We start from the raw sequence: 14,373 nt of genomic DNA on the forward strand, positions 1-14,373 counted from the left end.
CAATGTCCCCGTTTTCCACAGTCGGTCCACACAACATATAGCGCTCAAACTTCCGTCACAAACCACCCCTTGACGCCCCGCGCCGATTCACGGTTAATGGATTTCACGTTGCGACGGCGGCGGACCGGGAAGTTAAGAGGCCGGTTCATCCCCCTAAATCGTCGGTCCTGGCATGCGATCGGCACGGATGATCCGTGTGGCCGCGCCAAGGTAGTTTTGCGCGATTTTCGGGCCGCCGGGACAACATTCAGGCTGGCATAAATGACTTGTTAATACTATATTTAGTGTTTGCAGCCAGCATCACCACAAGATACAGGATGACCCAGGGCATATGGGTTTCCTTCAAATGACGGAAGCTGGAGCTGGCTGCGGTACCTCGCGGCCGGGCGGGGATATTTGCGCCTAGGCGCATGGCAACAAAGGACACGGGACAATGAAGATCGAACGCCGTTTCACAAAGGCTGGGCAATCCGCCTACGCCGAGATCGATTTCCGCAAGGCGACGAGTGAGATCAAGAACCCGGATGGGTCGATCGTCTTCCGCCTCGAGAACATCGATGTCCCCGCGCAGTTCTCCCAGGTTGCCGCGGACATCCTCGCGCAGAAGTATTTCCGCAAGGCGGGCGTGCCGGCCAAGCTGAAGCGTGTCGAGGAAAACGACGTCCCCTCCTTCCTGTGGCGCTCGGTCCCCGACACGGATGCGCTGAAAGCACTGCCGAAGGATGAACAGTATGGCTCCGAAACGGATGCACGCCAGGTTTTCGATCGCCTGGCGGGCACCTGGACCTATTGGGGCTGGAAGGGCGGCTACTTTGATACAGAAGAAGACGCGGCCGCTTTCCGTGATGAACTCGCCTATATGCTCGCTACCCAGCGCGTCGCGCCGAACTCGCCGCAATGGTTCAACACCGGCCTGCACTGGGCCTACGGCATCGACGGCCCCGGCCAAGGCCACTTCTATGTCGATCCCTTCACCGGCAAGCTGACGAAATCGAAATCCGCGTACGAGCACCCGCAGCCGCATGCCTGCTTCATCCAGTCCGTTGCCGACGACCTCGTCAACGAGGGCGGCATCATGGACCTCTGGGTGCGTGAGGCGCGCCTCTTCAAATACGGCTCCGGCACCGGCTCCAACTTCTCGCATCTGCGCGGCGAAGGCGAAAAGCTTTCGGGCGGCGGCAAGTCCTCCGGCCTCATGAGCTTCCTGAAGATCGGCGACCGCGCTGCCGGCGCCATCAAGTCGGGCGGCACGACCCGCCGCGCCGCCAAGATGGTCGTCGTCGACATCGACCATCCGGATATCGAGGAATACATCAACTGGAAGGTCAAGGAAGAGCAGAAGGTCGCCGCCCTCGTCACCGGCTCCAAGATCGTCGCGAAGCACCTGAAGGCGATCATGAAGGCCTGCGTCAATTGCGACGGCACCGACGACGCCTGCTTCGACCCGAAGCAGAACCCGGCGCTGAAGCGCGAGATCCGCGCCGCCAAGCAGGCGCTGGTTCCGGAAAACTACGTCAAGCGCGTCATCCAGTTCGCGCGCCAGGGCTATAAGGATATCGAGTTCAAGACCTATGACACGGACTGGGATTCGGAAGCTTATCTCACGGTCTCCGGCCAAAACTCGAACAACTCCGTCTCGATCAAGGACGATTTCCTGCGTGCCGTTGAGGCCGATGGCGAGTGGAACCTGACCGCCCGCAAGGATGGCCGCGTGCTGAAGACGCTGAAGGCCCGCGACCTTTGGGAATCGATCTCCTACGCCGCCTGGGCGTCGGCCGATCCGGGTCTGCACTTCAACACGACGATGAACGACTGGCACACCTGCCCGGCTGCCGGCCCGATCCGCGCGTCGAACCCGTGCTCGGAGTACATGTTCCTTGACGACACGGCCTGCAACCTCGCCTCGCTGAACCTGATGCAGTTCAAGGATGCCGCCACCAAGCGGATCAACATCGGCGATTACGAACATGCCGTCCGCCTCTGGACGATCGTTCTTGAAATCTCGGTGATGATGGCGCAGTTCCCGTCCCGCGAGATCGCCGAGCTCTCCTATGAATACCGCACACTCGGCCTCGGCTACGCCAACATTGGCGGCCTGCTGATGTCGTCCGGCATCCCCTATGACTCAGCCGAAGGCCGTGCCATCGCCGGTGCGCTGACCGCGATCATGACCGGCATCGCCTATGCTACTTCGGCCGAAATCTCGGCAAAGCTCGGTCCCTTCCCGAGCTTTGCCCCGAACCGCGACAACATGCTGCGCGTCATGCGCAATCATCGTCGCGCGGCTCACGGCGAAACCACGGGCTATGAGAGCCTGTCGGTGAACCCGGTGGCACTCGTCCATGCCGATTGCCCGGACCAGGACCTGATCGCCCACGCCAAGAGCGCCTGGGACAAGGCCGTCGAGCTTGGCGAGAAGCACGGCTACCGCAATGCTCAGGCAACGGTTATCGCGCCGACCGGCACGATCGGCCTCGTCATGGATTGCGACACCACCGGCATCGAGCCTGACTTCGCGCTGGTCAAGTTCAAGAAGCTCGCCGGCGGCGGCTACTTCAAGATCATCAACCGCGCCGTTCCGGAAGCGCTGCGCACGCTCGGCTACTCGGAAAGCCAGATCGCCGAGATCGAGGCTTACGCCGTCGGTCATGGCAACCTCAACCAGGCGCCGGCAATCAACCCGACGACGCTCAAGACCAAGGGCTTCACCGATGAGAAAATCGAGGCCGTCAACGCTGCGCTGAAGGCCGCCTTCGACATCAAGTTCGTCTTCAACCAGTGGACGCTCGGCGCCGATTTCCTCAAGGGCACGCTGAAGGTCACCGACGAGCAGCTTGCCTCGATGGACTTCAACCTGCTCGAGCACCTGGGCTTTTCGAAGAAGGACATCGAAGCCGCCAACATCCATGTCTGCGGTGCGATGACCCTCGAAGGCGCACCGTTCCTGAAGGCCGAGCACCTGCCGGTGTTCGATTGCGCCAATCCCTGCGGCAAGATCGGTAAGCGCTATCTTTCGGTCGAGAGCCACATCCGCATGATGGCGGCCGCCCAGCCGTTCATCTCCGGCGCGATCTCGAAGACGATCAATATGCCGAACGAGGCCACCGTCGAGGATTGCAAGAACGCCTATATGCTCTCCTGGAAGCTGGCGCTGAAGGCGAACGCGCTCTATCGCGACGGTTCGAAGCTGTCGCAGCCGCTGAACGCCTCGCTGATCGAGGATGACGAGGAAGAGGAAGCGATCGAAGAGCTCATGCAGGCGCCGGCCGCCGCCCAGGCAGTCGCCGTCACCGAGAAGATCGTCGAGCGCGTGATCGAAAAGGTCGTCCGCGCCCGGGAGAAACTGCCGAATCGTCGCCAGGGCTACACCCAGAAGGCGATCGTCGGCGGCCACAAGGTCTACCTCCGCACCGGCGAATTCGGCGATGGCCGCTTGGGCGAGATCTTCATCGACATGCACAAGGAAGGTGCCGCCTTCCGGGCGATGATGAACAACTTCGCCATCGCCATCTCGCTCGGCCTGCAATATGGCGTGCCACTCGAAGAATATGTGGAGGCCTTCACCTTCACCAAGTTCGAGCCCGCCGGCATGGTCCAGGGCAACGATGCGATCAAGAATGCGACGTCGATCCTCGACTACGTCTTCCGCGAACTCGCCGTTTCCTATCTCGGCCGCCACGACCTTGCCCATGTTGATACCTCCGACTTCGGCAATACCGCACTCGGTCGCGGCATTCAGGAAGGCAAGACCAACCTTGTATCGACCGGTTGGACCCGCGGCTACAAGCCGACCATCGTCGGCGGCACGGCCGATCGCCAGCTCTCCGAGCCGAAGGGCGCCTCGACCGCCGCACCGGCGCGGGCGTCCGGTGGTGCCACGGTCACCTCGATCGCCGGCAACGCCGCCCGCAAGCTGGAACCGGCGATAGCTGCCGCTACATCGGAAGTCCTGGCTTTCAAGCGCGACTATGAAGAGCGGGCCGCCGAGCTTGCCGAGGACATCGCGGCCGAATCCGAGCAGGACGTAACCGCCCTCTTCTCCGACAAAGCCGCTGCCGAAGCCGCTTCGGCAAAAGCCGACGCCAAGAAGGTCGAAGCCGAACGCCGCGCCCGTTCGATCATGCAGGGCTACACCGGCAACATGTGCTCCGAGTGCCAGAACTTCACGATGGTCCGGAATGGTACGTGTGAGAAGTGCGACACGTGCGGCGCGACGAGCGGGTGCAGCTGAGTCCCGATTGCCTGGGCCTCGTGCGTGGGCGCGCCACAAAAGTCATTGTGCCCACGTATCAGCACAGATTGTGCCATTAGAAATGTCGCGGTTATGTGCAACAGAAGTTCAGTACTTCCCGGCTGGATTTTCACTCAACTCGAACATCTAGCCGGGAGGCACTGAATTGGCTGGGTAAACCAGCCCTCCGCCGGCTGCGGGAGATCGTAAGAGATGAAGTTTCCGAGCGCCTCGTGGTCCAAGGAACAAAACAAGATCATGCCCGCGACGTACGGGGAGACGGGGGTATCGGATGAGTGAAGGGACGGAGTCAGCTCTCGTCGAAGAGGGCGGGTCTAAACCAGACGAGCTTTCATCGACTAAGGCGACGATGTTTCACCTGCACGGCTTCGAGCAGGAAAGCTTTCGGGGGCCAGGTTGAAAGATTTCGGTTCGATTGATTTCACGTCGATCAATGAGACAATGCGCCGCGTGGCTTCGGGTCTCGAAGGCTTCAACGACCTCCAAGCCAGATTCCGCGCTGGATATCAGTCGCCCCTCACTGAGATGCTAAAGCAGTTCGAAGACCAACAGGCCGCGCGTCAGGCGATGTTCGGCAATCTGGATATCAATAATAGGCTACGCGAGTTCGGAGCCGCGGCAGGTGGCTTCCGATCCGCTCTCGCGGATACGTTGGCAGGAGCGTCGGCAGCCTTTCGGGAGGCGCAGGAACGTGCTTCGTTAGCACAAACCCTCTCTCTCCCCTCGCCTCTTGAAGGGTTCCGCACGCCTTTCGACAGTCTGTCGGTCCGCATGCTCGCTCTCGATGATGCACGTATGTTGGGATCGAGACTTCATATCGAGTTCTTCAATCAGGCCTCCGCCCTCTCCGACATGATCGAAGGCGTCAATAGGGTTGGTCGAGAGCTTTCGGAAGCTGTGGCAGCATTTCGCCAATTTCCCTTGCCCGAGCTTGAGTCGCTCTCGGGCTACAGGAATTTCTTCGATGGCACCGGACTGATTTTGCCTCGGTGGCCGAAGATCCGTCTCCTAACGAAAGCTGAAAAGAGGCGCCGTTTCAAGGATCGCCTCAAAGCCAAGTCGGAGCCCGCGCACGTGAAGCGGGCGAAGTCTCTGGTCCATCGATACGAGCTCACGCTCCGCGACATCTTGGATGCAGTGATGGCCGAGGAATACGGTGAAGACTGGCCTGATACTCGGTTGCCGCTCTGTGACTGCAAGGATCTCCTCGGCAAATGGAAGAAGCGAGGCGGCGACGTGCTCGATCACGCCGACTATGTTCACTATGGCCGCATCATGGGATATCCGGATCATTTCGTCGCCATCTTCGAAACCGCCTTCGCGGATCCGCAGATGGTGGTCGATCTCATGAGGACGGCAGGCAACCTGCGTGCGGCCTCACACCATGGCAGAGAGTTCACACCTGAGGACCTTCGCGATCTTCGGGTAACATGGAAGACGATCGAGACCGGGCTCCTGGTCTTCACTGACGACTACGAATTCGTCCTACAGGACTAGGCAAAGGCTGAGCACAGGGCATTCCCCAAGGATTCTCCGGGCTTCCGGGGTGCGTCTTCAGTCGAAATGAATTCAGTTCCGTCGATCGGTCAGAGCTCCGGCGTTCAAGGTCGGTGATTGAGATTGTGCTTCGAATAGGCCGGCACTAGCAATGTGCGGACGCCTGTTAGCATCCTGTCCATCGCTTCGATTGTCAACGTCTTGCCAGGAGCAACGTGTACCGTTCTTGCGAGTGAGGGGCAAGCGGCCTACCGATAGGCGAGCTTCTTACGAGGAGTTTTGAACGGGAACGAGATCTTGGCGCTGATTTCACCATGGTCCGCATGCATGGCGAAGTTGGCGCCCATCGCGCTAGTCAGCGTGTCGCAGTGGAACATTGCCAGATACAGCGCCCCGGTATCCTCGTGGCTTTTGACTACCGATGAAATGCGCACATCGAACGAGCCTCGCGTCAGATCGGAATCAATGCCGACGCGGCTCCCCGACGGACTCCCATCGATGAAGTCACAAAGGGTCTTTGTCAAAACAGTCCTGAATGCCATCTCGTCGCCGACGACGGACGTCGTGGGAAGCTTGCCCAGAATGACCGCTACGCCGTTGTTGCGTGATGTCAATGTTAGGTTCCCGAGGACGTTCTGCACGACCTCAGTCGGGTTGAACGCCTCCTCCACGATCCCTGCCACCGTCGGCTTCTCGGCAATGTAAACAAGCGTGCGGATAAGCCTTCTCGCCTTGGCGGTCTGCTCATACATATCCTTGACGACTTCCAACTGCTCCCTGGTGAGGTTTGTTGCGTCGCCTTTGCAAAGCCAATAGGCCGAGTGATAGATCGCATTGACCGGTGTCAACAGGTCGCGCCGCAGAGCTGCGAACATCTCGAGGCTCGTCTGATGGTCGCCGCCGTAAGTGACAGGCATCCGCGCGGCTGCCTGCCACTTTTTGAGAGCATCCAGCTCGGCGACGAGCCGTCGTTCCCTCCGGGCATAGAGGTCCAATCGCTGGCGATACTCGGTCACGTCCATGCTGAGCCAAATGGACGAGCCGTCGCCGTTTGAGTGCTCCATCACTCGGAAAGTCCTGCCGTCGGGCAGACTCACCTCCTCGGGAAGAACTTCGTCGGTAGCGTCCGTCGCAGCGGCCAGATGCTGCCTTAGTACCTCAATGTCGGACTTCGCATTTTCGAAGGTGGGCGTCGCGGGAAACAGGCACGCGAAATCGTCGTGCCACCAAGTCAGCCCCTTTTCGTCATCCGAAATGGCGACGCTACAGAGCTTCTCAGGCCAGCGATGTCCGAGGACTGCGGCTGCCAACGGATTGGCGGATACATCGCGCGCAGACTTCCTATAAGTCCGGCCAGTCATCTCTTCGAGAGACCGCAAGCCTCCCTCGGTGATGTCGATGGAGACCTCACGACCATTCTGCTGCCTCGACACCCAGCCGGACGCAGCGAGATTGGATATGACTCGAGACAGGTTCGCGTCGCCCAGCTTCGTCTTTTTGCCGATGGTGATCCGATCGACAGGTTCGCCGCTGATCGCCAGGAGCTCGAGGATTTCCACCACGTGCTTGCGTCGGCGAACCTCCTTGACGGAATGTAGTTCGGAAAAATGCGAAGCCTGTTCCAAAAAGTCGGACAGCACGATGAAACGTTCTGCGATCAAGGCGTCACGTCGGCGGGCCAATTGACGGACGCGAAGAACGAGATCCGACCATTGATCGAGATGCCGACCCGCCTCCCTGCTCGCTACGAGCTGAAAGACGAGACCTCGCAGTCCCTCGTATACGAGCTCCAAAGCCTCGCTACCGTCCGTGGATGCTAGCAAGTTCCGGATTCTATCCAACGCCTCCTGCGGCGTCTTGGATCCGCTCGAGATGTCATCGACCAGCTCGGTGTCTGCAATCATAGTCTGAGGGCCGTTGTTTTAAGTCCGACGAATTATCAAGCCGAAACACTTTACAAACATTTACATCGGCATTCCTCTGTCGATGTCAAGTGTGAGGCATACTAAAGCGACAATATGCTCCAAGGTTCCATTGTACGAAGCAGGCCAACGTCGATTTCATCCAGCGAGGAATGACCCAGTACATACCCTAGCGGCGCTGCTCCCGGAGCGTGCTCTTTCCCGTCGTGGAACTGCTGCACGACGACGGTGTGAGCTTTCCAATGAAGCTTGACCACCTTCGCCTTCTCCAGATGACTGCTGATAGTCCTGTCGTCACCGCAAGATGGCACCACCACGTAGTCGACGTCGACGCTGCCGTGAGGGGTGTCCTCCGTCAGGTGGCAGAAATCCAAGCATATGGCGCAGACGACGACCGCGTCTTCGAGGACGACAATGTTCAGCTCGGTGCCGGGCTCGATCGCCTCCATCGCGTACGGACCGTCGAGATAGCGAAGAAGCTTGTTATGGACCACAATCTCTTCTCCGTAGCCATCAAGAATCGCAGCGGCATTTCGGAATAGTCCGTCTTGGCCTCTGACGTGACGCGAGCCCGCCACGACCATGCTGAGATTGTCGACGCGCCAAGTCCCGTCGCCCATGTTGTCGCTCATCTGCTGCAGAATGTCCTCCGAGACCGTGAGCTCCGGGTATATCACCGCGAAGCATCGCTTCTTCGACGCGTCGTCGAGCTGAGAGCCGATTGTCGCGATCTGTTCAGCGCAGGTCACACGATTGACGATGAAGCCGTCCTCCTCGTCGCCGAAGCCAAAGGCGAGATCTGGAAAGAGGCCTGCGCCAAATCGGAGTGGCTCACTTCGCGACAATCGCATTCGTCCTCTCGGGTCGCGGGGGACCTTCATCTCGACACGTATCCCGCTTAGCGTGGTCGGAATCATTCTCGACCTCGCCAGGCCACGGCGAAAGAAACTCTCCTTGTCCTTCGGACTGCGGTTTCTAGGTGCCCTGTGCAGGAAGTAGGCCTTATTTCCATCGAACTCGACCAGGAAGTGTCGACCGGATGTTGTAGGACTTCCGTCGTCGAGGCTGAAGAAATAGTCCTCGAGAGCTCGCAGCCTGACGGCGAGTTCGAAGTAAACCTTCTTCTTCTGGGACAGCGTTCTTGTCGGCATCGAGATTTCGCGCAGACAGTCTTCCAGAGTGCGTTGCGCGGAACCGTCATTCAGGTCAGTCTCGGCGAAACTGCGATATAGATCGCGGACGCTGAACTCCGCGCTCCTCATCACGAGCCATACGCCATAGAGGATGCTCCGGACGCCGCGGCGCGTCGGTTCAATCCCACGCGCTGCTTCAAGCGTGCGGTTCACGTCATCGATCCACGGCATAGTGTGTCAGTCCTCTCCCCTGCCCGAGGAGCGTGTATCGCGGCTCGGTGACTCGCGCAATCTCCTCCACTGCCGAAAAAGCATTTTGTAGTCGCACGCGGCCACCTGCGCCTTGCCGATCTCGGGGAACACATCCTCGACGCGCGCTGCTGCCCAATGCCGAAAATGCGGGAGGGCGTGGATCTCTCGGAAATGCGCTGCGGAAACAAAGACAACAGTGGCTGGCGGCTCAGCAGTATCGACCGCGATTCGGAGTGGGTGGATGTGCAATCGGTACCGCATCGAAGTACAGTTTGACGAGCTGTGGCATGCGGCGCGGCCGCATCGAGACATGACGAACCGTGCCAATCCGACGATTGAGGTGTTCCCGGACAAGGCGGGTCAGTCATCCGCAACAGCGCCGATGGCGAACGCGAGCAAGTCAACCTCACCTGGGGCATGCCCTCCCCGCCGACGGTCACGAATGAAGGCCCGACTACGGCGTCACCAATATCCGCAAGCTCTATTCTCCGCACTGGCACGGCTGGACCCGCGTCGAGAACCGCTGCATCGTGCCGTGGACGGCCGTCTGCGAGTATGAGGACACCAAGCCTAAGAAGACGGTGACAAGCGGCCCTTCGCCCGGCATCTGGACCCCATGGAAGGCGCGCGCGGCTTGATGAAGAATCCGCGTAATGGCGAGCATGAGCTATTCGCCTTCCTGACGTGCGGGGCAAACTCGCTGGTGAAGCGATCCATCCCAAGGCGATGCCAGCCATCCTTAGGGACCCAGCCGAGATCGAGCTGTGGCTGACCGCCGAGTGGAGGGATGGCAAGGCACCGCAGCGGCCATTTCCGATCGAGCCGATGGCACTCTGCCGATCGATAACACACAGGATCCCTTGTTGATTTGAGGAGACTAACTGCAATCCTCGCGGCGGCGCTTCTGCTGCCGCCCGACCTCCGGCCGGGCATCCGTAATCGACGCCGATACCATAGAGATCAAGGGCGACCGCATCGGCCTGCATGGCGTAGACGCCCTCGAGAGCTGGCAGACCTGCGGAGACTGCGATGGCGGCACCTGCCGTTGCGGCAAGGAGGCTGCATTCGCGCTGGACCGGTTCCTCGCAGCGTCCCGACCGACCCGTTGCGAATTGCTTCAGCGCGCACCAGCGCTTCGTCGGAGTCTGCTTCCGAGCGGACAGCCGCGAGGTTAACCGCTGGCTCGTTGAGAGCGGCGATGCTGTGGATTGGGAACGTTACAGCAGGAGTGCTTATACCGACTCTCGGCAGCTCGCTGGGATCCATGGTCATTCTTCTGACCACGGCACGCGGGAAATGATCTCGATCACTCGTTTTTCTTGAAGGCCATCGACATCACAACCAAATTGTGTTTCGATGGCGTTATTGCCGGGGGGCTCGGATGTACTTCAAGATACTATCGTTATGTATTGGACTCGGAGGGCTCTCGGGATGCGGAACTTTCACGCCCAGAGAGATCGCTGAACCGTCAAAGGTTACGGTGAGGGAAGCAGTCTTCGAGGTCGCGACGACGCTTCGCGACGTCCAGGATTTGGTACCGGAAAACAAACGCGCAGGTTTGATCGCAGACGAGGTAACGGTTGTCTTCAACGTCGCGGCCGCATCGGCGGTTACAGACGCTGCCAAGCTCACGGTGTCGAACGTGCCTCTCGCCGGGGGAGCAATTGGCGGAGACGCAAGCGCCCAGAACGTGAGCGACGCCAAACGCGGAAACCAGATCACCATTAAGTTCAAGAACTTTGCCACGGCAGACATGTCGAAAGGTGCTTTCACTTTGTCAGGTGCTGGTGGGAAAGACGCGAAGGCAAGCAATGGCAAACAGACCGGAAGTGCGACTGGGCCAAATTTGTCGTACGAGCAATTCCTCGCGCAGCTTCGTGCACAATGCAGGGCGAATCCAGGCATGTGCCTCTTCAACATTGGCATCGATGCTAAGACATTGAGGGAGCTGTCCGGCACGGACAAACAAGACAAACAATAAGCAAAGGGAGCGGCCGCGAGTTACGAGTTCCGCTTTCCCGTCCACAAGGGCTGTTTTTCCGCAGTTTACAAAGGTTGTTTGCAGCTTGACCCGTTTCTGCGTGATGGCTAGGGCCATGCAGTACTGGCACTAACACTGACTATGTAGTTGCGATCGCGCCCCCTCAACTGATTTCTAGAGCGTTGTCGGACTCCTGGACTGGAAAGGTCCAGGGAAGACGCTTCAGGCAGCCATAGAGGTTCGTCTGTGGGCGGCGCCTGCGCATTTAAGGCGGCGCTTCAATGTCGATTTTGCGTTCACGGCACATCCGAAGGGCCAATGCGGATGCCAAACCGCGCTTTCTCGCCGGACCACGAATGGATGCCGATCACCTCTCCTGTTGCGAAGGAGACGAGTGGAGCGCCAGCCGCACCAACATCGCCATCGCAGCGGTAGGCGATGACAGATTGTTCATCGATCTCGCTGATGCTGCATTCGTCATCCACCGAAGCGCGGAAATCGGTGGCATCTCCCTTGAGGAACGGCATGATAAGCCGGTCGCCCACTGCCGGTAACTCCGGGCGTATCTTCAGGATCTGCTTTCCGATGACCGTGGCTGACAGCGTCAAGAACGCGATCCGGTGATCGGAGGAACCCTCGCCGCGCAGAGTGACGCTTGTGACCTGCGGCTCAGCAAAGCCCGCGACTGCAACCCCCTGTACTTTGATATCGGTGAGCTTCGGCGAGCCTGCCGCAAGTTCGCCCGGCACACAATAACCGATAGTGGCGATCGTCCGGTCATTAATCAGGAAGCCGGTGCACTTCTGCCATTCCCGAACGCTCTGCCGGTTCATAACGACGACCAGCGAATCCCCAGCATTCTGCACGCGTTTCAACACACCGCCATCCAGAACGTTGTTGCCGCCGAAGGCGCGCCAATTGTCGGCTGTAGTGGCGGCGGTCGCGGGGACCGTCTGCGGAGCGAGAGCAGGAGCCTTCTTCAAATATTCAGAAACCGGACCACTGTAGTTGGGGATGAGCCCTGACTCGACGAGAAAATTGAGGTTTGCAATCCTGCCAGCGTTGTCTTGCACCTCCAGATATTTCTTTATCAGCTCCGACTGAAGCTTCTCCCTCTCTAAGGTGATGGTATTCTGGTTGGAGTAGTACCCTGTGATGGAATTGACGAATATAGTGACAATGCCGCCCATAATCGCCAACGTCAGCGGCGATTTAAGGAAATTGAACCGATCTCGCGTCATTTCTATGCGCGCGGACAGTTTCTTGTACTGAAGCTCTCTCTCGAACTTCTCCTTTTCGAACTCGAAAAGCTCGCGCTTTGATGGTTCGGCTGTCTCGTTGACATTGCTCATAATGCGGCCCTCGCTTGTTCAATAGCCAATGCACGGTATGGCACGGCGGGGCTTCGAGACCGGCGAGGCCGCCGTTTCCGCCCTCCGGGGTTTCCCACCACCGGGCCGCTGCTGACTCTGGGTAGAGGCGGGTTGCCGGCCTCAGATCGGTAACCCTATACGTCAGCGTGACTTCAAGGCAGCGACCTCCGCCTCAAGCTTTTTCAATCTGGCAATGAGCATATCGATCTGCTGCTGGGTCCCAGCGACCGGCGTCTGGAGATCCGGCAATACGGTTGTCCTCGTAAGATTCGTGAGCTGCGGGAGCGCGTTCGGCGTCAAAGGCGGCGAGCGAGCTTCGATGATCCGCGTGAGGGAAAAGTCCCTCATGTTGGCCGCGGCCGCGACCCGATCGCCGTCGCCGAAGATCTTCTCCAGCATTCCGCCAAGACGAATGCCTGCCATCTTCAATCTCACGCTGACGCGTTCTGATTGTTTCTGAAGGTACGCTTCATCGACCATAACGCTGCGCGTCTGCCCGCCATCGTACGTAACCCTGTTCTCGTCGTACTGGCAGACATCCCCTTTGAGGATGCAGTAGCCGACGTCAGAAGCGCGACTCACGGCCAGTGACTCATTCGCCCACCCCAGCACCGTATCCAACGTGACGTCTTCCGAGGTCCACTCGGTCCGTTCCTGCTGCTTTATTTCGCTGCGAAGGTCAATCGCGACCGCCTGGGCGTCGCGTCCGATCGTCTCCTCGATAATGCAGCTATCCCAGACCGAATGCATATTGTTGTCGCATGGGCCGGTGACATAGACTTTGTTTCCGCCCTTGTCGTCTTGGAAGGAGACGTGCATCGGCTGATGGATGTCGCCGACCCAATGCCCAAGGCTCTTGAGCAATCTGAGGGCGTCGCTCCCTTCCCGTGCGGAGGCAAGGTCCCTGGCATCGTTCACGATGGCGGTCACAACGCACTTCGACGCTGGTCCGCACGGCTGACTTGCAGCCACCGAGGTCTTAGAGCGTTCGACATTAAGAAAGTGTTCGCTCGCGCGTTGGCGCGGGTGATCTGGCCATGTGCATGATTTTGCGAATTCGCGGAATTCGCCGTCCTGTGCGATGAGACCGTCGACCCGTTGGCGGGCCGCCGTCGACAGTTCCATGTAGGCAATCCGGCAGACTATTTCGTGCCCCTCGTCGCCCCACGCGAAAGCGGTCGTGGCTCCGCTGCAAAGAAATGCAATTACAAGAAGCGCTGCATTGATGAATACGGTCATCGTCTTGCCCCTCTCCTCTAGGCTGCCTGGCTGCCAAGCGGTCGATTGCAGAACAATAACAGCACTTTCTCTAAGTTGCATGACTATTTTGGGGATTCAGCCCCTGGCGCATGTTACGAACTACAGGACTGTTCGAGCTCGAAGATCCTATCGGGTCGCGAGCGGCGGCAATTTGTTGGCCGACAGCGTGGGGTGAACGTCGACGGAGCCAATCTCGAACAATCGCGACCTCTCAGCGGCTTTGTCAGCAAGGTTCTGCCATGCATCACGGATCGTGCGCGCAGCTCCGACGAAGACCTGATCGACACCGGCATTCTCCATTTCGGAAAGCAGTATTCCGAGCCTGCCGATGCAGTCGTCGATGTGACCTCCAAGTCGCGAGACGTGGTCGAGAGCGAGTGCTGGATGCGCCAGCATCCTCGGCACCATTGCCGCCGCGCCTTGCGAGGTCCCCTCGCCCAAGAGCGTGTCCTGCCATTCGGAAGTCATTATGGTCCGGTCCTCGTTCCGTGATGAAACACCCCAGCATGGACGGTGAGGACGAAGGCAGGATCTTTAAATGCCGACAAATCGTCTACGGTGCTTACTGACAGTGGCGCTGGTAACGAAATATTCGAATTGCACGCGCAAGCTCCGGCCAGTAATCCGTGCCTCCACCCTCTGCTCGACGATTGTTGCTTCCCGCATCGATTGACGCCAGGTTGGTAAGGACAAAACCGATAGA

The 14,373-nt window shown here is 59.1% G+C and carries 8 protein-coding genes and 1 pseudogene; 4 read left to right on the top strand and 5 right to left on the bottom strand.

The features are described from left to right. Positions 1-433: 433 nt before the first annotated feature. Together QA637_RS06810 and QA637_RS06815 are read left to right on the top strand one after the other, a co-directional pair. Positions 434-4,231, top strand: a complete 3,798-nt coding sequence (locus tag QA637_RS06810) for a vitamin B12-dependent ribonucleotide reductase (protein ID WP_283064389.1) — start codon at positions 434-436, stop codon at positions 4,229-4,231. Between the two features lie 816 nt (positions 4,232-5,047). Next, on the top strand, positions 5,048-5,749 hold the full coding sequence (locus QA637_RS06815; RefSeq protein WP_283064391.1) for a hypothetical protein: 702 nt from the start codon (positions 5,048-5,050) through the stop codon (positions 5,747-5,749). A gap of 248 nt (positions 5,750-5,997) precedes the next feature. On the opposite strand, the gene QA637_RS06820 is transcribed toward QA637_RS06815, so the two are convergent. Next, a complete protein-coding gene (locus tag QA637_RS06820) occupies positions 5,998-7,410 on the bottom strand; it encodes a hypothetical protein (RefSeq protein WP_283064392.1) in 1,413 nt (470 codons plus the stop codon). Between the two features lie 344 nt (positions 7,411-7,754). Further along, positions 7,755-9,035, bottom strand: a complete 1,281-nt coding sequence (locus tag QA637_RS06825; protein WP_283064393.1) for a hypothetical protein — start codon at positions 9,033-9,035, stop codon at positions 7,755-7,757. 902 nt (positions 9,036-9,937) lie between these two features. On the opposite strand from QA637_RS06825, the pseudogene QA637_RS06830 reads away from it, so the two are divergent. Next, positions 9,938-10,379, top strand: a pseudogene (locus QA637_RS06830) (thermonuclease family protein). Positions 10,380-10,437: 58 nt separating this feature from the next. Continuing rightward, positions 10,438-11,037 (top strand): hypothetical protein, encoded by a 600-nt coding sequence (locus QA637_RS06835; RefSeq protein ID WP_283064394.1) that lies wholly within the window; start codon positions 10,438-10,440, stop codon positions 11,035-11,037. Positions 11,038-11,333: 296 nt separating this feature from the next. On the opposite strand, the gene QA637_RS06840 is transcribed toward QA637_RS06835, so the two are convergent. The 3 genes from QA637_RS06840 to QA637_RS06850 form a co-directional block, all read right to left on the bottom strand. Continuing rightward, entirely contained in the window at positions 11,334-12,389 is a 1,056-nt protein-coding gene (locus QA637_RS06840) for a trypsin-like serine peptidase (protein ID WP_283064395.1), read from the bottom strand. Between the two features lie 162 nt (positions 12,390-12,551). Next, complete coding sequence (locus QA637_RS06845) at positions 12,552-13,649, bottom strand: S1/P1 nuclease (RefSeq protein ID WP_283064397.1); 1,098 nt, start codon at positions 13,647-13,649, stop codon at positions 12,552-12,554. A 147-nt stretch (positions 13,650-13,796) separates the two neighbouring features. Further along, on the bottom strand, positions 13,797-14,138 hold the full coding sequence (locus tag QA637_RS06850) for a hypothetical protein (RefSeq protein ID WP_283064399.1): 342 nt from the start codon (positions 14,136-14,138) through the stop codon (positions 13,797-13,799). Positions 14,139-14,373 lie beyond the last annotated feature (235 nt).

Origin of the sequence: Sinorhizobium terangae (assembly GCF_029714365.1) — a bacterium.
Taxonomy (GTDB): domain Bacteria; phylum Pseudomonadota; class Alphaproteobacteria; order Rhizobiales; family Rhizobiaceae; genus Sinorhizobium; species Sinorhizobium terangae.

Coding starts and splice junctions, on each gene's coding strand:
- QA637_RS06810 (WP_283064389.1), top strand. CDS start 434: ATGAAGATCGAACGCCGTTTCACAAAGGCTGGGCAATCCGCCTACGCC.
- QA637_RS06815 (WP_283064391.1), top strand. CDS start 5,048: ATGTTGGGATCGAGACTTCATATCGAGTTCTTCAATCAGGCCTCCGCC.
- QA637_RS06825 (WP_283064393.1), bottom strand. CDS start 9,035: ATGCCGTGGATCGATGACGTGAACCGCACGCTTGAAGCAGCGCGTGGG.
- QA637_RS06835 (WP_283064394.1), top strand. CDS start 10,438: ATGTACTTCAAGATACTATCGTTATGTATTGGACTCGGAGGGCTCTCG.
- QA637_RS06840 (WP_283064395.1), bottom strand. CDS start 12,389: ATGAGCAATGTCAACGAGACAGCCGAACCATCAAAGCGCGAGCTTTTC.
- QA637_RS06845 (WP_283064397.1), bottom strand. CDS start 13,649: ATGACCGTATTCATCAATGCAGCGCTTCTTGTAATTGCATTTCTTTGC.
- QA637_RS06850 (WP_283064399.1), bottom strand. CDS start 14,138: ATGACTTCCGAATGGCAGGACACGCTCTTGGGCGAGGGGACCTCGCAA.